The organism is Paenibacillus sp. Y412MC10, assembly GCF_000024685.1.
Lineage (GTDB): Bacteria > Bacillota > Bacilli > Paenibacillales > Paenibacillaceae > Paenibacillus_AQ > Paenibacillus_AQ lautus_A.
Window position 1 is genome coordinate 6128259 of record NC_013406.1, and the last position, 22714, is coordinate 6150972.

Genomic DNA, 22714 nt, shown 5'->3' on the forward strand with positions numbered 1-22714 from the left:
GCAAAAAAAGGACCCCCGCGACAACAGGGTCGCAGAGGTCTTTTTATATGCTGGATTCAGAGTTCACTCCCCGAAAACCCGCTGCTTAGCAAGGCTCTTCGTTCGGTTTGCCCGCATCCGTTGCCGTGCGGAAGGATGATCCGCAGCCGCAAGTTACGGTCGCGTTCGGGTTGTGGATGGTGAACCCGCCCGTCATGCCGGATTCCTCGAAGTCGATTTCGAGACCGTTCAGGTATTTCAGATCGTCCTTCTCGACAACGACTTTCATATCCTGCAGGTCCATATATACGTCCGCTTCCGTTTCTTGATCGTCGAAGCCCATTGCATATGAAAAACCACTGCATCCGCCGGCAGTGACACCCAGTCGAAGGAACATATTGGGCGTTTCCTGTTCAGCAAGCATTTCTTTCAAACGTTCTGCAGCTGTTTCGCTGATTGATATCATAGGTCACCCTCCTTTTCGTTCATTCTTTAAGTATACTCCTCTTCGCGAATTCGCTCAAGGTTGAGATGATGGCCATTTTACCATATGGTCAATAACCTATTTCAATTCCTCTATATGTATTGCTACCCCGAGGGGTCAGGTTTATAATAGGGAAGGAACATGGGCGGCAACTGTTGGATAATTGTCACATCCCCCGGCTAAAATGCGGCAAAGGTTATGGCTGGTCCACAGTTGTATATTTTTTCACAAAGTTATTTATTTATTCAGCCCATTCATTGATTTCGTTGTTACACGACTATAAAAGGACCGTTCCCCGCGGGGAGTGATCCACTTTATGATCACTTGATCTGCCGAATATTCGGCAGATCAAAGTGTGAACAGGAGGATTGAACATGTCCACGATTGTGACACCATTTACCGATCAGAGAATGGCCGAGATCGTTGCGAAAGTCCAACGCGGCGAACGCCTGAATCTTGAAGACGGTGTGTATTTGTATCAAACCGATGACCTGCTGACCCTCGGGCAGCTGGCTAATGAAGCCAATTTGCGCAAGAACGGGAAAAAAGTTTACTTCATTGAGAACATGAGTCTCTATTTTACCAATGTATGCGAATCCCGCTGCGCTTTTTGCAATTTCCGGAAAGACCAAGGCGAGGAAGGCTCCTATACCCTCTCCGGCGCGGAAATGATCGAGTATGTGGAACAGCATATTCACCCCGGCATCCGTGAATTTCATATCGTTGGCGGACATAATAACCATGTCCCGTTCCAGTACTATGTAGATTCGCTGAAGGCATTGAAGGAACGTTTCCCTGAAGTTACCCTGAAAGCCTATACCGCGGCGGAGATCGAATTCTTCACCCGCATCAGCGGACTCAGCACGAAGGAAGTGCTGCAGGAGCTGCAGAAGGCTGGTCTTCAATCCTTGACGGGCGGCGGAGCCGAAATCTTGTCTGACCAGTACCGTCAGAAGATGAAAGTGGATAAAGCCAACGTGGATCAATACCTCGACGTTCATCGTACCGCGCATAAGCTCGGCATGAAGACGCACACGACCATGCTGTACGGCTCGATCGAGAGCCATGAGGACCGGATCCGCCATATGCTGCAAATTCGGGATCTTCAAGATGAAACGAACGGATTCATGGTATTCATTCCGCTGTCCATGCAGCCGAAGAATAAGAATGCGGGCATCATGCGCCGCAATTCGGCTTACGAAGATTTGAAAACCATTGCCATCAGCCGATTGATGCTGGATAATATCGACCACATCAAGGCTTACTTCATTAATATCGGGCCGCAATTGACGCAGGTCGCTCTCAGCTTCGGCGCATCGGACGTCCATGGCACGATCCTGAAGGAACGCATCAGCCATGCCGCAGGAGCGCTGACGCCAGAAGGGCTGACCCGCAAAGAGCTTGTGTGGCTCATCCAAGGCGCCGGCCGCATTCCGGTCGAACGCGATACCTTCTATAACGAGATCAAGGTTTACGAATAAGTCATACCAGCAAAGACGCAAGCAAAGCAGACGTTCCAAAAAACGGAAAACAGGTTAAAGAGATAATATAGCGTGGGTAACCTAAGCCGCTTTCAGCGGCGTTTTTCTTGCGAATCGGCGCTCACCTTCTTATCTCTTGAGAAAGGAAGAAATTTATGAAAAAGCTCGTCATTCTCGGCGGAGGCTATGGTGGTCTTGCCCTAATTCAAGAATTGTTCAGCGGCTATCTTCCTCCGGACGTGGAGGTCGTGCTCATCGACCGCATGCCGTACCAAGGACTCAAAACCGAATATTACGCGCTGGCAGCAGGTACCGTGGCCGATACCGCTGTTCGTGTTAAATTCCCGGTGTATGACCGCCTCCATGTTGTATACGGTGAAGTCCTATCCATTGATCTTGAGAAGAAGCTTGTGAACCTGACGAACAACGATCCGGTGGAATACGATCAGCTGGCCATTGCCCTGGGATGTACGGACCGTTATCATGGGGTACCGGGCGCTGAAGAATTCACGTTCAGCCTGCAATCTTTTGCGGCATCCCGGGAAACCTATTTGAACCTGAACAACCTCAGACCATATGGTCAAGTTCATATCATTGGCGGAGGCTTAAGCGGCATCGAGCTCGCTGCCGATCTTCGGGAAAGCCGGCCTGACCTGAATATCGCCATTTTGGACCGGGGACAACGGGTGCTTTCTTCTTTTCCTAACCGTTTGTCTGCTTATATTCATCGCTGGTTTGAGGAGCACCACGTGGACATCCACAGCGGCGTATCCGTATCCCGAGTGGAGAAGGACGCCGTGTACAATCTGGATGTGCCGATCGCAACCGATCTGGCGGTATGGACGGCCGGCATTCAGCCCGTAAAGGTCGTGCAGGATCTGGATCTGCCAAAAGACCGCAGCGGACGCATTCTGCTGAACGAATGGTACCAGGTTCCGTCCCATCCCGAGGTATATGTGATCGGCGACTGCGCCAGCCTCCCCTTCGTCCCGAGCGCGCAAGCGGCAGGGGCTCAGGCCGAGCAAGTGGGACATGTCATGAAAGCTTTATGGCGCGACGATACGCCTAAGGTATCTCCGCTGAAGCTGAAGGGAACGCTGGGTTCCCTCGGCAAACATGCGGGCTTTGGACTCATGGGCAGCACGTCGGTCATGGGCCGGGTACCAAGGATATTAAAGAGCGGCGTGCTCTGGAAATCCAAGCGTCATTACTAGTCGGACGGTTATGGGCGCTTATGATGCTCCTGTGGAGGGGGACGACAGTGGAGGAGATCGGAAAGTCAGCTTTCCTCTCCGCCGTCCCGAAAGCTTTCGAGCTTGCGGATGACAACCTCAAGCAGCTCTTCAGCCGTAGGGGCTTCAACCCAATCGCCATCCACGTAAGCGAAGGGCATCAAATAGCACTGGCCGCAGCTGGTCAGGCAGCCATATTCGATGACTTGGCAATCGTACTTGCCTTCAAGCGTCTGCAGCACTTTATCCGTGCCGAAATAGGAATTGCTTGTGCAAAACTCAATGATAATGGACATTGTTATTAGACCTGCCTTAAGATTGGCATTTTATTTTGCCGGTTTATGTACTATAATATAGGGAGGAAAGGAGTTGAACAAGATGAGTGAAAACACGCAAACCACTGTATATGATGAAGTGGCTGAAGTGCTTGATAAACTTCGTCCGTTCCTGCAGCGCGACGGCGGTGACGTGGAACTGGTTGACGTTGAAGACGGCATCGTTAAGCTGAAATTGATGGGTGCATGCGGTAGCTGCCCAAGCTCCACCATTACTCTGAAAGCAGGGATCGAGCGCGCCCTGGTTGAAGAAGTAGAAGGCATCCAAGAAGTAGTTCAAGTATTCTAAATCTTCTTTAACTATAAAGAGTCTTGGTTTCCCTCGCGGGACCAAGACTCTTTTTTTGAGATTAAAGAAGGTATAAGTTTTCAGCGAAGCGTTAGCAATTCTTGAGTCGCATTTATATGTTATGGGTCTCCGCAAAGTATTGGGAATAAGCATCGAAGCATAGACTCCACTTTGTGGGGATGTTTTATTCCGGCTTGATTAACGGGCGAATCGGGTCCAGCCCGCCGGATATATCCATAATATTGCCGGTAATGAAATCCGATTTATCCAGGCATAAATATTCGATCACCCTGGCAACGTCCTCGCCGCTGCCCGATCGTCCACGAGGAGTCAACCCGTCCTGAATGCCGGATACTTCATCGATGGTTTTCTCTTTGTTGGCCCCGCGGATATCCCCCGGACAGATCATATTCACGGTGATCCCATACGGCCCTTCTTCCACGGCCAGCGTCTTCGTAAAGGAGACCAGGCCCACTTTCGCAGCCGCGTAGGCGGAGCGTTGAGGCCATGCGCGGGCTTCACCGGCATGCCCGAAACCAAAGTGGATGATGCGCCCCCATTTTTTCTCCCGCATGGCAGGCAGAACGCGATGGTCCAGCAGCATGACGCCGGTTAAATTGCCATTCACCATATGTACGATTTCGTCGCGGCTGTACTCCGAGAACAGACGGCGTTCCCGAATGAACGGTCCTGCATTGTTAACCAGGATATCGACGCTGCCCAGCCGCTCCTCCGTCTGATCCACCAATGAATACAGCTCAGGCTCGCTGGCGATATCGGCTTTAATCGCGATGGATTTCACGCCAAACCCCTCGATTTCACGGGAAAGCGCCTCCGCTTCATCCTTGCTGTTTACATAATTTATGGCTATATGACATCCCTGCCGGGCTAACGACAGTGCCGTCATTTTCCCCAAACCTGTCGCACTGCCTGTAATCAGCGCCACTTTTCCCTTCAAGGCTTTCCCTCCTCAGATGGATATCCTTCCTTCAGTATAAAAGATTTGATAAGGCCGAACAACTTGCTTCCGACCAGGAATGGCCCTTCGACAGAAAAAGAAAGAAAAAAGGGCCTATCCGCAAAGACCGATGGGTCTCTTGGATAATGCCCTTTCTTTACATATACGATGAATTCATATACAGCATATCGAGCTTTACTGCTGAATTAGAATGCCGGGATGACGGCACCTTTGTACTCTTCTTCAATGAAAGTTTTCACGTCCTCGGAAGTCAGCGCCTTCGCCAGTTTTTGGATGGCGTCGGAGTCCTTGTTGTCCGGACGGGCTACCAGCAGGTTGGCATAAGGATTGTCCTTGTCTTCGATGAAGAGCGCGTCCTTCGTTGGGTCCAGTCCCGCTTCCAGCGCGTAGTTCGTGTTGATGACAGCCAGATCCAGCTCATCCAGCATACGAGGCAGCATGGCGGCTTCAACTTCCTTGAACTCCAGGTTCTTCGGATTTTCTACGATATCCTTGGCGGTTGCTTCCAGCTTGCTTTCGTCGTTCAGCTTAATCACGCCGTTCTTGGACAGCAGCGTCAATGCTCGGCCAGCATTAGAAGGATCATTCGGAATGGCTACAACCGCTCCATCCTTCAGCTCATCCACAGATGTAATGGTTTTGGAGTACGCACCCAGCGGCTCCACGTGCACGGCGATCACGGACTCCAGGTCCAGCTTGCGCTCTTTGATTTCGTTATCCAGGTAAGGCTTGTGCTGGAAGAAATTCGCGTCGATTTCTTTGGAATCCACTTGCGTATTCGGCAGCACATAATCCGTGAATTCTACGATTTCCAGGTTTACGCCCTCTTTTTCAAGCGCAGGCTTGATATGCTCGAGAATCTTGGCATGCGGTGATGGCGAAGCCCCTACTTTCAAGGTCACGGTCTCTTGACCGCCGCCTCCCGTTGTTCCCCCTGGCTCGGATGCGTTATCCGCAGGCTTGCTGCCGCATGCAGCCAGCAACGTAACCAAGGTCAAGCTGATCAATGCCAATGTCCATTTTTTCATTCTAAAACTCTCCCTCCGAAAAATATATTATTTATATATTGTCTTTCTTGAAGCCTCATCAATCCGTTATTTTCTTGTAAAATGCCGCACCAGACGATCTCCTGCCATCTGCAGCAGCTGGACCAGGACAATCATCAGCACGACAGCCAGAATCATGATCTCGGTCTCATAACGGTAATAGCCATACTTAATGGCCAAATCCCCTAAACCGCCGCCCCCGACTTGACCGGACATCGCGGTGTAAGATACCAGGGTTACAATCGTGATGGTCATCCCGGCCAGCAGACCCGGACGCGCCTCCGGAAGGAGCACCCTCCATACGATTTGGCTTGTCGAAGAGCCCATGGCATGAGCCGCCTCAATCACGCCTTTATCCACTTCATTCAAAGCCGTTTCCACGAGCCTTGCAAAGAATGGAGCAGCGCCGATCACGAGCGGCGGAATGGTGCCCAGCACGCCGTACGAAACTCCTACGATCGACTTCGTAATCGGGATCATCGCCACGATCAGGATGATGAACGGAACCGAGCGCAGAATGTTTACAATGAACGACAGAATCGTGTAGCCGAAGCGTACCAACCCGGACGTGGACCTTGCGGCCATGTAGAGCAGCACGCCGACAGGAAGTCCGATGATGAAGCTGAACAAGGCCGAAGCTCCCAGCATCCGCAGGGTATCCAATGTTGCCGTCCATATCTCTTTCCAGTCGATCTGGGTAAAATCAAGTCCGAACATCAATGAATCACCTCCACGTCTAGTCCTTGTTCAAGCAGCTTCCGGATCGTATCTTCAATCGCGCGCTCTTCCCCTTCGAAACGGACGATGAGCTGGCCGTACGGCGTATCTTTGATCGTAGAGATCGTACCCTGCAGAATCGCAAAATTCACGCCTGTCTCATGAACGGTATGGGACAGGATCGATTCGTACGTTTTCGACCCTAGGAACGTGATTTGAACCGCTCTTGAAGGGCCGTTTACCTGACCCTGCATAGCCAGCCGCAGCGCTTCGCCGCTGTCCATCTCCTGGCGGATGAATTCCTGCGTCACTTCATGCTTCGGCTTCAGGAACACTTCCGCTACCGGTCCTTGCTCTACGATGCCGCCCTGATGAATAACGGCGACCCGGTCGCAAATGCTCTGGATTACATGCATCTCATGGGTAATCAGTACGATCGTCAGATGAAACTTTTTGTTAATGTCCAGCAGCAGGCGCAGAATCGAATCCGTCGTCTGCGGGTCAAGGGCCGAAGTGGCCTCGTCGCACAGCAGCACTTCGGGATCGCTCGCGAGCGCCCTGGCGATGCCTACCCGCTGCTTCTGGCCCCCTGACAGCTGGGACGGGTATTTGTCGCGATGCGCCTCCAAGCCGACCAAAGCCAGCAGCTCGGATACTTTGCGCTCCAGTTCGGCCTTCGGCGTCTTGATCAGACGCAGCGGAAACGCAATGTTATCGTACACCGTCGCGGAAGACAGCAGGTTAAAGTGCTGAAAGATCATGCCGATTCTACGGCGCTCCGCCTGAAGCTGCTTCTTGCCGAGCGACGTCAAATTTTTGCCGTTCACCCACACCTCGCCCGAGGTGGGACGCTCCAGTAAATTGATGCAGCGGATCAATGTACTTTTCCCTGCACCGGAGTGTCCGATCACTCCGAAAATTTCTCCTTTTTCAATCGACAAATCCAATTCGGACAACGCAGTTGTTAATGACCCGGCTTTTCCGTACTGCTTCGTCAATTGCTTGAGCTCAATCAATCCGATAATCCTCCTTTTTCCTTAGCTTCATATCTATTTACCCAAAAGAAAAGAGCCTCTTTTTGTAGAATCAAAAAGGGCCCTCTTTACGTAAAAGTCAACGCCTTTTCTCATCTGTCAAAGCTGAAGGTATTCCATAGCTTTGAAGGAATTAGCACCATGTCACTCCAAGCGTCATCGCATTAAGCAATGGTGCGCAAGAAGTCGGTTGCCGGGCTTCATCGGGCCTGTCCCTCCGCCTCTCTCGATAAGAAAACATCGATATGAAATTTTTCCGATTAAATTGATCTGATTTGATAACATTTAATGAATGCAATAGTTAGTATAGATTCTTTTCAGGCTTTTGTCAAAAGGAATTTCATGGCGATTTTGTGCCTAAGCCCGCACTCCATTTTCAGTCCACAGCTTGTTCGTATATTTATACGAGGCGGCCAGGCTGCGGCATACCATATCGATGCCCTGTTGGAGATCGTCCAGGTGCTTGTCGATATCCTCCAGCTCGATTTTGTCGGACAGCCCTTGATGGCGCTGCCACAAATCATCCTGCATCTCGGAGTTCATGTAGTGAATTTCAGCGTTGCGCCTTTTCCTGAGCGCGTTCAGCGGTGCTTTGTAGCGATCCTTGATCGCTTCCAGCTCTTCAGCCAGCTCACCGTGGGCCTTCAAAAATCTGAACTGCCGCAGGACCGTAAAATAAGAAAAATGCGCCTTAACCTTGGAGGTATGCAGATCAAACAAATCGTTCAGCACCGTGCCCAGCTTGTCAAGGATCGAGAATACGCGGATGAAGCCGTTTTTGTAAAAATACACATATCGTTGATATTCCCCTTGCTCCTGAATCGACATATCATCGATGTAACCCGATTGGACCGATTGACTGAAATGCTTGGCCGCATTCCAGCTCTGCTCCAGCTCATCCAGGGAGACGATCAGTCCCCGGGTCCAAATCTCCAGCTTGCGAAAATCATGCGTCGGATCTTGATTTTTATCCATTTCCTTCTGCAGCAGCCGGGTTGTCTTCACCATCGATTCGATGGCTTCCTCAAGCAGGCCGTTATTCTGCCGGGGCTGTTCCCCAAGTAACATTCGAAGCATGGCGGTACCCCCTCGCGTCATCAGATTAACCTTGGTTCTTGATCTCGATTGTGCTAATGCCAATATACTCATTCCAGCGCTCAGCGGCCGTCTTCACGGCGATATCCTCGCGCGGGGGCAACTCATCCGGATCGCCATCAGGCCCTTCGGCATCCCATGACTATCAGATGACCCATCATCTGCTGCGCCAATCTGGGTTCGTCCTGTTAGGATGCCCCCGAAACGGGAAGACAACTCCATAGCATGGAGCATGGAGCGACTTGTGATTTCTCCGGTGTTATTAAATATAAACAAATTCGTTGCCTTATCAAACCTTTTCGATACCGCTGCCGGCAGCTCCTTTCTATACAACAAAGCCCTCGAACTCCGGTCCGGGGACTTTGCATGCATGTATGCTATAGAATATTGGATTTTCTTTACGGAATGATCGGCGTTCTTCCTTATACGATCTTTTCGCGGGGCACGTCGTGGCCCTTCCGTATTTCGGCTTCAAGCGGCTTGCTGAGCTGCCATACCCGGACGCTTAAATAACAGAGTACGCCGAACAGCGCCGAGATCAGCAGCGTATGCCCCAGTGCGGAGAATACGTAAACTTCCTCGTTATGCATCGTAGCCATAATGAGAGCGCCGCTGAACACCTGCAGCAGGCACAGCATGGTTGCCGAAATGCCCAGCATCTGGATTTCACGGTTATCGCGATTGCGCCAATATGCAAAATGTCCCATCACCGCCACCACGATCAGCAGCAGAAGCGCGGCCACGCGGTGCATAAAGGCGATGCCGACCCCTCCGCTCAGCTCCGGTATCACTTCTCCGTTACATAACGGCCAGCCGGAGCAGCCTTCCCGGGAATCGGTATGGCTGACGAATGCACCGATATACACCACGATGTAGCTGTACAACGTTGTGCCCCAGACCAAATTGCGGAAGCCCTTGCCCACCCGCGGCAAACGCTCCAGGTCAACGGGCCCCTTCGCTTGTTCGATTCGGCGCATGCCCAAAGCCAGCATGACCGAACTGGCAAAAGCAATCAGCGAGAAGCCAAAATGCAGCGCCATGATCGCAGCCGACTGAGGTTTAACCACCGCGAGGGCCCCCATGATGGCTTGTACCACGACGAATATCGAGGTTCCGATGACGTAAGCCATCAAATCCCGGCGGTCCCGCTTGTACTTCCAGAACGCGATCAGCGAAGCCAAGGCGGCCAAGCCGGCCATTCCGCTTACGGCCCGGTGGGAATACTCGATCATCGAGGACACCGTGTAAGCGGGAACAAATTTACCGTTGCACAGCGGCCACTCTTGGCCGCAGCCAAGCCCCGACCCCGTCTTTGTCACAACCATGCCCCCGAAAGTCGCGCAGAACATAATTAAGCATGTTATGTAACTCAGCCACTTTAATTGTTTATCGTTCACTTATCTCACCTGCTGCTCATAATCATTCACTATTCAAAACCTATACAGGATCGCATCATATACAGTCCACATTTCATTATACCTGATTCTGCAGCCCCGGTCACTTGAGCGATTGTGACAAAATGTTCAAAAATGAACAAAACCTTCATGCTCAAGGTACTTGACTCCGCAATTCCCCCATAATATCCAATGCTAAAAACAACACCGCCGCCCGTTATAGCTCAAAGGCGGCGGTGCTATCGTCACTGCTCACTTGTGAATCGTACCGTATACGTCCACGGCACGCTGCAGGAAATCTTCAATCTCCTCGCGCAATTTGCGGAGTTTGTTAACGTAGCGAACCAGCTCGCGTCCGTCAGAGTATGCAACAAAGCTAGGGATGCCCAGAATATTTTGCTGCTGACTCACGTCACCGACAGCATCGACGTCAACTTCCACCAGAGTCAATTGGTTGGAGAACTTCGTCTCAACCTCCGGCATGAATGGATCGATAAACTTGCAATCGCCGCACCAGTCCGCTTTAAATACGGCAACGGTCAGTCGTGGAGACTGGATTGCAACCTGAAATTCTGCTTCTGAAGTGATTTTTTCCATTGATTATCTCCCCTTTACGTCGAATTCCTTCCCCCCTAGTGAATCAAATTGTTGAGTGGAAGTCAAATTTTAGAGCATACTGACTGTATGAGGTTCACGGTCTGGAATTATCATCAGAAAGTGCAGGTGACAACCGGCATGCACTCGCACGGAGCCAAGGACAAACCAAATCGGGGCAGGAATTACGAGTCATGGACGGCCGCCATTCCGCAGGCCCTGGCAGAATCGTGGTCGGGTATGATGGCAGCTTGGCGATATTCCTTAAAGCTTCGGACAAACAGGCATGAATTGCAGTGGGATCCTACAGCCGTTAGGGCCATTCGCAGGCAGCTCAAGAACATTCTCTCCTCCCATCCCTATCTGCCGCAGGGCATTTCTTCGTTTCTCCCTCTGCAAGAAGGTCACAGCGATATTCGCGGTCATGAACCGGACCTGCAGCCAACGGATGAGGAGCAAGAGCTGGTTCATCGCATTCAGGAGGCCGCTGCCGTCGCCAATCGAAGCAACGTGACCCGAACAGAGGCCTATTTGGACTGTTACGAGTCGCATCCGGAGCTGCATTGGGCCTTGCTCGCCCATATGGTATCACGCAATGCCGGATGGAATATGAGCGATCTGAAGGGCGGGCTGATGTCGGATCTCATCGCCCCCCCATTCCAAAACCATCTGTACAGTTTCCTGGAGCGCTGCAATGCGCTGATTTTTCAGGATGCCTATCCGCAGCTGCTTCTCTATATGCACAGTCGAAAAATAGGAAAGCCCTTATTCCATTTGCTCCCCCGCTTCCATGTTTCATCGTTCATGACGCCGTTCTGGGAACGGTTCTGGCACGACCAAGGCAGTTCGCTGCTTACGGTCGCCCTCATCATTAATGAACAGAACTATATTGAGGGGCGCGTGGCAAGACATCCTTTTTACCGTCAGCATATTTTGCAGGATCCCCTCTTCCGGGTGCATGAGCTGTCTCGGTTGAATCAAATCGTGTTCCCGCTGGGTCAAAGCCATCAGACAAGCACAGACTCTGCCGATTATCCCGTTTCCCCTACCCGGCCGCTGGCCGGACTCACCATCCCCAAGTTTGACGACCTGTCCATCCGGATCAAGGCAGGCCGCTCGCTGTACGCTTTACTGTTCGGTTACGAGGATATCTACCATGCCGTGCTGGCATTCGCTCGTTCCACCAAGCATCAGGGCTCGCGCGCTGAATATTGGCCGGCGTTATTTACGCCGACGCGGGATCAAGCCATGAATCACGGCCACGAGGGGCTTGAGCTTATCCAATCGGAATGGCTGCCGGACGGCCGTCGTCTGTATAGCCCCCGTCTCGAGGAGATCTGGCAGGATGAACCCCCGGAACCGATTCCCCGGTACGACTGGTATCAGGGCCACGCGATGTTTAAGTTTATTCGCAAACCGAAACCGCCGATGTTGCCGGATATCACCCACGCCCATCGGGCCGTTCTGGAGAAAACCTCCATCGCCCATGACGTATCCGATCCGTTCCACCGGCAATAAAAGAAGACCATTCCGATACGGCCGGAATGGTCTCTTCTCTAACGGATGAATGAATAGATGTGCTGTTCTTGAATCATAGGTTTATCCCCGTTCCCGCATACGCGCAGGCTGCAGTCTCATCAGCGGACGGAATACCTTCTGCAAAGGACGCGGGTAACTGCTAAGCTCCGATTGCCGCAGTACGCCAAACACCACCAGCAGCACAAGATATATAATGACTACGGCTACGCCTACAACCAGACAGGTCAGCAGGAATGCCAAACGTGCCGGCATGACATCGACCATCTGAATACCCGCCAGATTCAGGCCGTAACCGATCCCTCCTGCGGCAGCAACCGTTAGTATGAAGCCCATCCAGCGTTTGCCCAGGATCGAGAAGGATACAATCGCCTTGATCGATCTGACGTTCAGCATCGTAATGACAAGGAAACAGAGAGCCGTGCTCCCGATGATGCCGTAAATGCCAAACAACGGAGCAAGCAGGAAGCTGGCAACAAGCTTGACCGCTATCCCGATCATCACGTGAACCATCGAGAGCTTGGCCTTGCCGATTCCAAGAAGAATGGAGTTCGTTGTCATCATCGTGATCTGAAAAATCGTACCGAATGTCAGGAACCCGATGATCCCGCTTCCGCCGAGGGAACTAAACAGCAATCCGTTGATGGAATAGGATGCAACGCAGAGCGCAATCACCATCGGCATACCCGTCAATATGGCAACTCGCATGGCCAGCGATACTTGCTGTTCCAAATGTTCCTGATCTTTCCTCGCAAAAGCGGCAGAGATGATCGGAATGAGCGAGGTGCTGAGGGCAATGGCTAGAATCGGCGGAATGCCCGCTACGCTTTGCGCTCGGTTTCCTAATACCGCGAGGGCTGCAGTAGCCTCTCCCAGACCAACCTGCCCGATCAACAGCGGCTTCACAATGGAGCTGTCAATGAAGTTGACCGCCGGAACAGCCAGGGAAGACAGCACAATCGGTATAGACAGCGTGAATATATCCCGGTATATCCCGCCAAGCGGAATCGAGCGGTCCGCCGCCGGCATTTTGAGCTCACGATCGTTTCGGCGAAGCTTCACCGTAAAATACAGCATGACCGCAAATGCCCCGATACTGCCGAGGACGCCCCCGAAGGAGGCACCTGCCGCGATCCAGGTATCGTCATATCCCAAACGCAGCAGCACATAGGCCAAGCCGATCGCTGTCAGAACCCGTGCAATCTGCTCGATAATTTGCGATATGCCGCCAGCCGTCATATTATTGCGCCCTTGGAAGTATCCCCGCATCATGGCGATGGCCGGAAACAGCAGCAGCGCCGGAGCGAGCGCTTGAATGGCAGCGGCGGCCTCCGGCTGCTTGGCTATATGAGTGGCATAAAAAGGAGCTCCGAAGTAAAGGAGCAGCGTCATGACAACGCCCGCTGCCCCGGCAAAAATAAGCGCAGCATGATAGACGCGCCGAGCCTCCGCAGGCTTGTTCAAAGCATGGCGCTCCGATACCATTTTACTGAGCGTGCTGGGAATGCCGGCCGTTGCTACCGTTAACAGCATTAGATATACGTTATTGGCGATCGTAAACGAGGCATCCCCGATATCATTCAGCATATGCTCCAGCGGCACCCGCTGAGCAAGGCCCAGCACCCGGGCTACCAGCGCAGCAGCGGCCAAGATGATGGTGCCTTTAATAAATGACTCTTTCTTAGACAAAACCGTACCCTTCTTTCTCCTCCAAAGCGCCTCTTACAGCGATTGCTATGCTCTATTAGAAAATCCAGATGAAGAAAATGATGATCATCGCAAGCTGCAATATAATCTTCACCACAATGCTGCTAAACAATCCAACTACCGATCCGAAGCCAACCTTCATGGATTTGCTTGCTCCCGAGCCTGCCAGCATTTCACCCAAAAATGCGCCGAGGAACGGTCCGATAATCAACCCGAAGGCCGGTATCACGAACGGTCCGATAATAAGTCCGATCGTGCTGCCCCAGATCGAGGCTTTGGAACCGCCGAGCTTCTTGACTCCCCAGGCATTAACCGCATAATCGGCAATGAAGAGCACCACCAGAATGATGGTCTGGATAATCCAGAACCATGCATTGTAATGCTCGAATGTAAAGAACCAGCCGTAAACGAACAACGCCAGGTAAATGGCGACAACCCCCGGCAGAATAGGGTATATCGCTCCGGCCATCCCAATGATAAACAGAGCGATGACGATAATCCAGCCCAATACGTCCATCAACATCTCACCCTTCGATCAAAATATGATCCCTGATGACTTCGACGATGCCGTCCTCATTGTTGCTGGAAACCACAAGATCCGCCTCATCCTTCACGGTCTGCTGGGCATTGCCCATGGCCACGCCGAGGCCGGCCTGCTGGATGACGGCCAGGTCGTTCAGGCTGTCTCCTACGGCTACAACCTCGGACATGCTGATACCGAGCAGCTCGCACACCTGTCCGATCCCGGTTGCTTTGTTGACGCCCTGCGGATTGATTTCCAGGTTGTCCGGCGAAGAGTTCGTGATCTCCAGTCCGCCCATATCCTGCAGTCGCATCATGATATTGTGGCGTACCTCATGATCATTCGTGTTATATCCGAATTTCAGCCACTCCTGATTCGCGACATCGTCGGTCCAGTTCTCAGAGTTATACAATCTATCTACTGAATACGCCCAGAACCACGATCCGGTTTCAACCGCGAGTGCATGCATTTGTTCCACGAGCTTGCTGTCGAGCAGCGCGCGGCGATGCAATTCATACGGCGCACGCCATACTTCGCCGCCGTTCACCGTTACCATCGGCGTCGTCAGTTCAAGCTGCTTGGCATACGGATAAGCATCCTGAAACGGCCGGCCCGTCGAGAGGCAGACGTGAATGCCGTGCCGCACCGCCTCCTTGATCCACTTCACCGTTTCCTCGGATACTTCATGGTCGTCCTGAAGCAGCGTACCGTCCATATCCAGTGCCAACAACCGATATTTATGTTTCATGGTATTAACCCCCTTACGAATCAAAGCAAACATAACGACATTTTACCACAAAAGGCCGGGCGTCAAAACATTCCCCTGAATGAGCAGCCCCTCGATGCATGCCAAACCAGGCAGAACCCGGCCTGACGCAAGATTTCCTCGAGGGTGCTCGAACAAACGACAAGCCCCTTGAAATAAATAAGCAATGTAAAAGAAAGAATACTCATTACGGTATGCTAGGATGAGTATGAAGACAACCCCGAAAGGAGTTATGCACCCCAATGACCAAGCTCAATCAGAATCCCGTCGTCACGGCAGAGATGTTGATTCGTAGACCCGTTTCAGAAGTTTTCGAGGCTTTCATCGACCCTGATATCACAACCAAGTTCTGGTTTACCAAAAGCAGCGGCAGACTTGAGAAGGGCCGGCATATCCGCTGGGATTGGGAAATGTATGGCGTGTTTGATGACTTGTATGTGCACGATATCGAGGAGAACCGCCGCATCGCCATCGAATCTTCCGATCAAACCAGGACCGAGTGGATATTCACCCCGCGGGGCGAACATGAGACCTTCGTTGCCATTACCCATTCCGGATTTACAGGAAATGATGATGAGATGTTGCATGGGGCCATTGATTCCATGGGAGGATACACCATGGTGCTCTGCGGCCTCAAAGCGCTGCTGGAGTTTGGCGTTGTTCTGAATCTCGTGGCGGACAAGGCCCCGGACGCCCATGTATGACAAAAAAACGGCAGCCAACCCTGCAGGGCTATTGGCTGCCGTTTGTCGATTATTCGTTCGTACTGCCGTCCTCATTCTCACCCTCGGTTTTTTTAGGGTGCGGCGTACCGTCCAGTCCGTAAATCTCGTCATAAGCGTCGAAAATTTTACGTGCAACCGGCGCGGCACTCTGAGAACCGAAGCCTGCTTCCGGAATGACTACGGCAACGGCCAGTTTCGGGTTTTGTCGCGGTGCAAAGGCGATGAACACCCCGTTTTCCACCCGGATCCGAGTGCCGTTTTTATAAATATCCTGCTCGGATGTTCCTGTTTTCCGCGCAAAATCATATTTGAAATCCTCGAAAGCCCGAAGTCCCTGCGTGTTCATCCCTGCAATGACTTCATTCCAGTACTGCTGCGGGAATTCCTCTTTATTCAATACTTCGCGCTTGAACTCCTTGATCACATTGCCGTCCTGATCCACAATCTTGCTGGCGAGCTGCGGACGGATGCGTTCTCCCCGATTGGCAAGCGTGCTGGCATACTGCGCCAATTGGAGCGTCGTATATTTGCCCGACTGTCCGAAGGAGGCGTACGCCATGGCAGCCAAATAACTTCCCGCCTGCTCGATGTTGGTATATTCGATGATGCCTTTATGCTCCTTTGGCAGACCGGATTCGGTGGATACCCCAAGCCCGAATTTCTTCATGTATCTATCCCATACCTCAACGGATTCGGAGCCATACTTGTTGTACAGCTTTTCCCCGATCCAATCAACCATAAAGGCATTGGAGGAATGCTCGATCGCTTTTCTTGCGTTCAGGGACCCGTAGGCTTTACCGCCGGAGTTCCGAACCCTCGTATTATCCTTACCGAAGAATGCCGCGCCGCCGTCATAATAGTAATCGTTCGGCCCGAACAAGTTTTCGTTAAGCCCGATCAGCACCGACAAAGGTTTCATCGTCGAGCCAAGCAGCACGACCGATTCCAGATTGTTGCCGGAGCGCCCGGAACTGTACGGAGAGATCGTACCGTTACCGTAATACTTCATGACGGATTCCCAATCGTCGGTTCCATTCTCCCATACATTGGGGTCATAATCTGGCATACTGGCCATGGCGACAATGTTGCCGGTATCCACTTCCATCGCTACCGCATAACCCGTGAGCGCATTCGGATGCGTTTTGCCGGAAACCGGATTGGCGTGCAGCCATTTCAGCTGATCGATGATCGCCTGCTGCGTAGCTTTTTGGATATCCTTATGAATCGTCGTATGGATGTTGTAACCCTTCTCCGGGGCAATCATGGTCGGTACCCCGTCCGCCATGTTCTGCGGATTAATCGGAATGCCGATATATCCGTTCTTGCCGCGCAGCTCATCTTGGAACATCATTTCGAGTCCGTCTACGCCGACCTTCTCCTGCTCCGTGTAGATGAGTCCCGGATCCTTTTGCTTCTTGTTCTGCTCATCAATCTCTTTATATTTGTCCAGTGTCTTAATGCCGCGGAACTCTTTCAAATATCCAATCGTTTGAACGGCGATTTTGTCCGGGTTGTATTGACGCTGGCTCTCTTCCACGACCTCGACTCCGGGATACTCGTTCTTATGCTCCATAAAGTAAGCCACTTCTTTAGTCGAGAGATCCGCTTTGATGCGTCTCGGCTCATAACCCGGCTGCTTGTTAAATTCCAGGTCCATCGCTTTGATTACATCATCCACCGTTAATTTCTCTGCTTTCGGATCACCGTATTGATCGAAGACCCTGACCATTTCCTCGGCCAGCTTTTCGATTTCCGGACGGTTCTTCTTCCCTCGTTCGGATGAACTGTAATCCTTTAACAGCGTTAAATACAGGGCTTGGGAGGGTGTCGAGTAGGCAATCGGCGTTCCGGAAGCATCGATGATGCTGCCCCGAATCGGCTGAAGCGGGAAATTTTTAACCTGCCCGCCGGTTTCGAGCTCTTTCAGCTCAGGACCTTCCACGAACTGCAGTATGGCAAGACGTATAATAATGACGCAGAATATAATAAACGTGCTGAAAAAAAATAGATTAACCCGCAAGTTAAACTGACTGCCGGCATCTTGTTCTTCTTGTTTGCGCTTGTCCGGCCTAAACCCTTTCACGTAAGCTTCTCCCCTTTATCCACAATCACATAAACCCATATTAACATAAACGCCCCCCCACTTCATCTGAAGGCACATCGGATAGGCAAGGGCGGACTTCCTTGCTAGAAAGCCGCCCCTGCCTCTATCACTCTATTAAAATACCTGCTCTTTAATATGCGTCTCATTAAATCGCGGCGGATTAAACCAGTTGCCGCTCTGTGCCCAGGTCGGGTCAAGAGGGATCCAGCGCTTCTCTTCGCTCAAGTAGACTTCATTCCATGCGTGCGGACCATAACCGCCTTGTCCGTTATATCCCCTGCCGGTAACCACTCTGACTTTAAGATCCTGCGACCTCGCCATCATGGCATACAACCGGGCGTAATCAATGCATACCCCTAACCTCGTATCGTAGGTATTCTGCGGCGTCTGCTCTTTCCATATCCGCTGCTCTTCATACAGCGTCACTTTGTCGTGGTCGTATGCGATCCGGCTGCCTACCCAATCATAAAGCTTTCGCGCTTTCTCTTCATCGGTTGATGCCCCCTTCACGACATGGGCAGCCGTCTGCTCGATGCCCTCGGGGATTTGATGGTCGATGACCTCGTACTTTCGCTGAATGATCCCATTCAATTCTTCCTGAACCGACTGGGTAAACACCGGCAGCTTTTCCTTGACGAGAGAACCCGACAAGGGCTCGATCACAGCCCGCGCCCCCTGCTGATAAACCGGAGAAGCCTCGACATACCGGCTGAAGCCGTGATCAGGATTCAGACTGACGAAGATGAATAAGATAGCAATCACAATAATGCTCCGCGCTGCGCCCATGACGACGCCGATTCCGGCACCGGTCAGCCGGCTCAGCAGCGATGCCGAGGTTTCTTTTTTCGTTCCGAAGAGTCCCAGCCCGCCTCCCATGATCAGGGAAACCAGCAGCCGCAGCATAAACACGATAACGGCATAACTCAGCATAAAGAGGACCGCAAACCGAAGCAGCGGGAAATCCGCCAGCGATTTTACGGCCGTATAATAAATCTGCTCCCAGAAGCGCAGCTCCCGATTCGGTAAACCGGAGACCGTGCCCAGCCAATCGCCTGCCTTAGGCGACAGCCATAATGTAAAAGGAACGGAGATCGCAAGCCCGACCAGGCGAAGCACCGCGTCCCCCAGAAAAAAAACAAGCTTCCCGGCTGAGCGGGAGGCTCCGCGACTCCATCCCTGAATGAGTGAAAAAGCCACAATCAGCAGCAGCAAGATGGTGATTCCGTTCCCATCCAGCACACTTTCCTTCCATGCCGACATCAAACGGTATCCCCTCCTATCCCATGATGTCTTGTCAACGGACGTAAGCTTAACCGCTCATGGACATGCTGCCAGCTTACATCCGCATCCGATTGCGTTCATCATTTGTTATTTCGATGCCGAATTGCTCTTGGCATCATCGATAAAGCTCTGAATCGTATCGTTGATGTCCCACTTCCCTACCGAAACACCGCGGAAGGTGACTTCCACCTCTTTCGAACCGGCGCTTCCTTTCAACTCGAGATTGGGCGCTTTAATGGAGTACGTGCCGTCTCCATTCGAAGTATATTGTGCTTCCTTCGCTTCCTTCATCATCATGTTCAGCGCTTCTTTTTTTATCGTATCCACCGTCTCTTCCTTGACCGTGGTTACAACCTCGCCGATTTTGTCCAGGGAAATTCCGCTGTACACCAACAATCCCCCGATGATGAGCACGGCAAGTGCCCACTTAATGACGGTTCTCACCACGTTCAGCACGATAAACAAGATGATTAAGGCGATGGCGATGACCAGCCAATTTTGTTTAAGAAATTCAATCCAGACCTGAGTATCCAATTCGTTTTCACTCCCGTCAATCGTTTCAAAAGCGGCGGTTTATGGCCGTCTTGTTAATTATACATGATACCCCGCAAAGCTGTCAGCCAACCGGGTCTTTTCACAAAAAGGTCTAAGCTTGACCTTTCGTACGTACAAGTAGTAGTACCATATCAACTTTAGCCGGATAGGAGGGTGCCATATTGAAAACCGCTTTATGGCTCTATATGTTTTTGTTTCTGGCGTTTTTTGATTTGCATGCTCAGTATCCTGTACTGACGCCCTTTGCCATTTCACTTGGAGCAGCCCCTACGTTTATCGGCTGGATGATGGGCATTTATGCTCTAACCCATCTGCCCGGCAACCTGCTTGCGGGCAGTCTGATCGATCGTCACGGCAGCAGACGCTACATTATTTTCAGCCTAACCGCCGCCGGTATCATTCTGCTTCTTCAGGCCCATGTCCAATTGCCCTGGCAGCTGCTCGTGCTCCGCTCGATCAGCGGCTTCGTGCTGGCCTTTCTGTCACCGGCCTGCCTGGCGCTGCTGGCGTCGCTCTCCCGGGATCCCGTTACGCAGGGCAAATATATGTCCGGTCATGGCGTGATCCACACCCTTGCCTCTGTCTTGTCGCCGGCTGCAGGAGCTTTCATCGTCGCCAATGCGGGATTTTCCGGCACATTCCAGAGTCTGGGCTGGCTTTTGATTTTCACAGGCTTGATGGCGTTTCTCAGTCTCCCGAAGCCGATGTCGGCCGCTGCTAAACATAAGGATCAGCAGGCTGAACCGATCAACAACGAGAAGCCGGCACGGCTTCCGTTTAGCTTGCGCTTATATTTGATTCCTTTTGCGATCGCTTGCTCTCAGGGAATCCTGTTCTTTGAAATACCGCTTCGGGAAAGCGGGCTGGCAAGCATTATGTCCACCGGGCTTCTCTTCTCCGTCATTAGCCTTGGAGCCCTGGTCACGCTAAGCATGCTGTTCCTCAACCGTTATGCGCCTCATATCAGGGTGACCATCGGCGTATTCGGGCTGGCCATATGCTTCTACGCCCTCGCTGCAGCAGACCATGTACCGATTATGATTATCCTGTTTACGCTCGGACTTGCCAAAGGTTTGCTATTCCCGGCTTTATCCTCTTTGTTCATTCAGCTCAGCGGCGGAGGCAGGCTTGGCAAAGTGTTCTCATTTCAGTCCATCGCCATGTCGCTGGGATCCTTTGTCGGCCCGATCGCGGCTGGACAACTGCGCACGGTGATATCCCCTTATTTTGTTGCGTTTCTTATGCTGATGACGGTCCTGCTGCTGCTCCCCAAACGCAATCGTGAAGCACCTTTGACAGCCATCTCGCCCGAAACCCCAATCTCAACCGTCTGATGAATTTGTACCATGCTAAAAACAGCGCCCAAATCAACGCGGATGGGCCAATACACAGTCCATATGGGTAAACCCACATAAGATACAGTGTGGCAAATGACCACGAACATTTAACCAAGGGGTGAAGTAATCATGAGTCATGTTCATCATAAACATTGCCATGGGGGCCATGGAAATTCCGTAGGAATGATTCTTGTATTGTACATTCTGCTCGTCATCATTCTGAGCTGTTTCTAACTAGAATACATGGATTAATCTTATTGCGGCCATCCACTGGATGGCCGTTTATTATGCCTCCTTTTGCATGATCGGCAGAAAACAAGTTACACTATACCTACATCATTCGACGGCAGATCAACATTTCCCGGGGAATGCTGCCAAGGATCTCCGTATCATGACAGAGGTGATAAAAAGATGCCGATATTTCTTATTGTAGAGGGCAAGAACGACCGGAGCCGGCTGCGTCGGCTGCTGACTTCGGATATAACCATCCTGTGCACATTCGGAACGTTAAACACCGCCAAGCTTGAGAGTCTGCATAAACAGGTGAAGGATCAAGAGGTGTACCTTTTTATGGATAACGACAGCTCCGGCAAAAAAATTCGCGGGGCTCTGCGCGACGTCTTTCCAGATGCCGAACAAATCTATACCCGCCGGGGATATGCCGGCGTTGAAGGAACTCCCGACGAATACTTGATTGCCCAGCTGGAGAAGGCAGGGCTGGAGGAATTCATCATCTACCCGCCCCCTGACGTATTTTGATGAACCGTGTCTATTGTCAAGGATCACAAGAGCATCTTGAATGGCTTCAATTTTCGCTATTTAAATAAAAAAGGCGTCCTCCATCTTTAACGATAGAGCGCGCCTTTTGGTTTTACCTGCAATTTATTCCTTAATCAAAGCCTTGATGTCCTTCACGATATCCTCGGTCTTCACTTCGGATGGATCCGCAGCATTATAGGTCTTCCGGATATTATTGTCCCGGTCCACCAAGGCAATGGAATTGCCATGCGTGAAATTCGTCGAATTGTTGCCCAGCAGCGGAATTTTGAAAGACTCCTGCATCAGCTTCCGCGTTTCCTCCTGGTCTCCACGCAGGAAGTACCAGCCGCTGTAATCGGCATAGAATCGGTCTCCGAACTCCTTAATCTTCTCTTTCGTATCGGTCTCCGGATCAAAGGAGATGGACACAAAGTTAACTTCTTTACCGAATAAACCTTCTTTTTTCAAGTCCTCCTGGATCTGAGACAGAACCAGCGTCGTAATCGGGCACACATCCGGGCAGCTGGTGAAATAGAAGTACATAAGCTTCACCTTGCCTTTGGTATCCTCCGACGTGATCGTTTTCCCATCTACATTCTCCATGGAATAGGCAGCAACCTCACGAACGATCGGAAACTTCTCCTTTCCGAATCCAAGCGAGTTGTATACCAGGTAGATGGCTGCTATTACGCATATAGCGAGCAGTACCCAAGTCCATTTGTAACGTTTGAATGCATTCATGACCTTCCCCGTTCTCCCTTC

At 51.6% G+C, this 22714-nt stretch carries 23 protein-coding genes and 1 riboswitch; of the genes, 7 read left to right on the forward strand and 16 right to left on the reverse strand.

The genetic code is table 11. The features are described from left to right. Positions 1-85: 85 nt before the first annotated feature. Positions 86-445, reverse strand: coding sequence for a HesB/IscA family protein (locus tag GYMC10_RS26940; RefSeq protein WP_009592872.1), 360 nt, complete (start codon positions 443-445; stop codon positions 86-88). A gap of 392 nt (positions 446-837) precedes the next feature. Between GYMC10_RS26940 and mqnE the strand changes: the two genes are divergently transcribed. Further along, positions 838-1944, forward strand: coding sequence for an aminofutalosine synthase MqnE (gene mqnE, locus GYMC10_RS26945; protein ID WP_009592862.1), 1107 nt, complete (start codon positions 838-840; stop codon positions 1942-1944). A gap of 155 nt (positions 1945-2099) precedes the next feature. After that, positions 2100-3158, forward strand: a complete 1059-nt coding sequence (locus tag GYMC10_RS26950; protein WP_009592908.1) for an NAD(P)/FAD-dependent oxidoreductase — start codon at positions 2100-2102, stop codon at positions 3156-3158. 65 nt (positions 3159-3223) lie between these two features. Here GYMC10_RS26950 and GYMC10_RS26955 read toward each other — a convergent pair whose 3' ends face one another. Then, positions 3224-3472, reverse strand: coding sequence for a YuzB family protein (locus tag GYMC10_RS26955; protein WP_015737415.1), 249 nt, complete (start codon positions 3470-3472; stop codon positions 3224-3226). Between the two features lie 82 nt (positions 3473-3554). Here GYMC10_RS26955 and GYMC10_RS26960 point away from each other — a divergent pair, with 82 nt between their 5' ends. Beyond that, the gene (locus GYMC10_RS26960) at positions 3555-3800 is read left to right on the forward strand and encodes a NifU family protein (protein WP_006212609.1); all 246 of its coding nucleotides are present in this window, start codon (positions 3555-3557) and stop codon (positions 3798-3800) included. Between the two features lie 184 nt (positions 3801-3984). On the opposite strand, the gene GYMC10_RS26965 is transcribed toward GYMC10_RS26960, so the two are convergent. The 7 genes from GYMC10_RS26965 to GYMC10_RS26995 form a co-directional block, all read right to left on the reverse strand. Next, the gene (locus tag GYMC10_RS26965) at positions 3985-4758 is read right to left on the reverse strand and encodes an SDR family oxidoreductase (protein WP_015737416.1); all 774 of its coding nucleotides are present in this window, start codon (positions 4756-4758) and stop codon (positions 3985-3987) included. A gap of 206 nt (positions 4759-4964) precedes the next feature. Further along, the gene (locus tag GYMC10_RS26970; protein ID WP_015737417.1) at positions 4965-5807 is read right to left on the reverse strand and encodes a MetQ/NlpA family ABC transporter substrate-binding protein; all 843 of its coding nucleotides are present in this window, start codon (positions 5805-5807) and stop codon (positions 4965-4967) included. A gap of 66 nt (positions 5808-5873) precedes the next feature. After that, positions 5874-6542, reverse strand: coding sequence for a methionine ABC transporter permease (locus GYMC10_RS26975; RefSeq protein WP_009592866.1), 669 nt, complete (start codon positions 6540-6542; stop codon positions 5874-5876). Next, entirely contained in the window at positions 6542-7558 is a 1017-nt protein-coding gene (locus tag GYMC10_RS26980) for a methionine ABC transporter ATP-binding protein (protein ID WP_015737418.1), read from the reverse strand. The genes GYMC10_RS26975 and GYMC10_RS26980 overlap by 1 nt, the downstream gene beginning before the upstream one ends. A gap of 107 nt (positions 7559-7665) precedes the next feature. Beyond that, positions 7666-7812: riboswitch (SAM riboswitch) on the reverse strand. 121 nt (positions 7813-7933) lie between these two features. Continuing rightward, positions 7934-8653, reverse strand: coding sequence for a Cthe_2314 family HEPN domain-containing protein (locus GYMC10_RS26985; protein ID WP_015737419.1), 720 nt, complete (start codon positions 8651-8653; stop codon positions 7934-7936). Positions 8654-9093: 440 nt separating this feature from the next. Next, a complete protein-coding gene (locus GYMC10_RS26990) occupies positions 9094-10068 on the reverse strand; it encodes a COX15/CtaA family protein (protein WP_015737420.1) in 975 nt (324 codons plus the stop codon). 249 nt (positions 10069-10317) lie between these two features. Beyond that, on the reverse strand, positions 10318-10662 hold the full coding sequence (locus tag GYMC10_RS26995) for a thioredoxin family protein (RefSeq protein WP_015737421.1): 345 nt from the start codon (positions 10660-10662) through the stop codon (positions 10318-10320). Between the two features lie 138 nt (positions 10663-10800). Between GYMC10_RS26995 and GYMC10_RS27000 the strand changes: the two genes are divergently transcribed. After that, positions 10801-12177 carry a DUF2515 domain-containing protein gene (locus GYMC10_RS27000; protein ID WP_261979430.1) on the forward strand — a complete coding sequence of 459 codons (1377 nt, stop codon included), beginning with the start codon at positions 10801-10803 and terminating at the stop codon, positions 12175-12177. A gap of 81 nt (positions 12178-12258) precedes the next feature. Here the strand turns inward: GYMC10_RS27000 and GYMC10_RS27005 are convergent, their stop codons facing one another. The 3 genes from GYMC10_RS27005 to GYMC10_RS27015 are packed head-to-tail and all read right to left on the reverse strand — an operon-like array spanning position 12259 to position 15173. After that, positions 12259-13884, reverse strand: a complete 1626-nt coding sequence (locus GYMC10_RS27005; RefSeq protein WP_015737423.1) for a polysaccharide biosynthesis protein — start codon at positions 13882-13884, stop codon at positions 12259-12261. 55 nt (positions 13885-13939) lie between these two features. Beyond that, a complete protein-coding gene (locus GYMC10_RS27010) occupies positions 13940-14419 on the reverse strand; it encodes a DUF456 domain-containing protein (RefSeq protein WP_009592909.1) in 480 nt (159 codons plus the stop codon). A gap of 7 nt (positions 14420-14426) precedes the next feature. Then, entirely contained in the window at positions 14427-15173 is a 747-nt protein-coding gene (locus tag GYMC10_RS27015; protein ID WP_015737425.1) for a Cof-type HAD-IIB family hydrolase, read from the reverse strand. A gap of 260 nt (positions 15174-15433) precedes the next feature. On the opposite strand from GYMC10_RS27015, the gene GYMC10_RS27020 reads away from it, so the two are divergent. Further along, positions 15434-15895, forward strand: coding sequence for an SRPBCC family protein (locus tag GYMC10_RS27020; RefSeq protein ID WP_015737426.1), 462 nt, complete (start codon positions 15434-15436; stop codon positions 15893-15895). Between the two features lie 49 nt (positions 15896-15944). Here GYMC10_RS27020 and GYMC10_RS27025 read toward each other — a convergent pair whose 3' ends face one another. The 3 genes from GYMC10_RS27025 to GYMC10_RS27035 all read right to left on the reverse strand — a co-directional run bounded on the left by GYMC10_RS27025 (position 15945) and on the right by GYMC10_RS27035 (position 19835). Then, the gene (locus GYMC10_RS27025; protein ID WP_015737427.1) at positions 15945-17999 is read right to left on the reverse strand and encodes a peptidoglycan D,D-transpeptidase FtsI family protein; all 2055 of its coding nucleotides are present in this window, start codon (positions 17997-17999) and stop codon (positions 15945-15947) included. 135 nt (positions 18000-18134) lie between these two features. Continuing rightward, positions 18135-19283 carry a transglutaminase domain-containing protein gene (locus tag GYMC10_RS27030; RefSeq protein ID WP_085982515.1) on the reverse strand — a complete coding sequence of 383 codons (1149 nt, stop codon included), beginning with the start codon at positions 19281-19283 and terminating at the stop codon, positions 18135-18137. 105 nt (positions 19284-19388) lie between these two features. Then, positions 19389-19835, reverse strand: a complete 447-nt coding sequence (locus tag GYMC10_RS27035) for a hypothetical protein (protein WP_009592905.1) — start codon at positions 19833-19835, stop codon at positions 19389-19391. Positions 19836-20017: 182 nt separating this feature from the next. On the opposite strand from GYMC10_RS27035, the gene GYMC10_RS27040 reads away from it, so the two are divergent. Both GYMC10_RS27040 and GYMC10_RS27045 read left to right on the forward strand, forming a co-directional pair. Further along, positions 20018-21190 carry an MFS transporter gene (locus GYMC10_RS27040; protein ID WP_015737429.1) on the forward strand — a complete coding sequence of 391 codons (1173 nt, stop codon included), beginning with the start codon at positions 20018-20020 and terminating at the stop codon, positions 21188-21190. A 414-nt stretch (positions 21191-21604) separates the two neighbouring features. Then, entirely contained in the window at positions 21605-21952 is a 348-nt protein-coding gene (locus tag GYMC10_RS27045; protein ID WP_009592860.1) for a toprim domain-containing protein, read from the forward strand. Positions 21953-22075: 123 nt separating this feature from the next. Here the strand turns inward: GYMC10_RS27045 and GYMC10_RS27050 are convergent, their stop codons facing one another. Beyond that, positions 22076-22693 carry an SCO family protein gene (locus GYMC10_RS27050; RefSeq protein WP_015737430.1) on the reverse strand — a complete coding sequence of 206 codons (618 nt, stop codon included), beginning with the start codon at positions 22691-22693 and terminating at the stop codon, positions 22076-22078. Positions 22694-22714 lie beyond the last annotated feature (21 nt).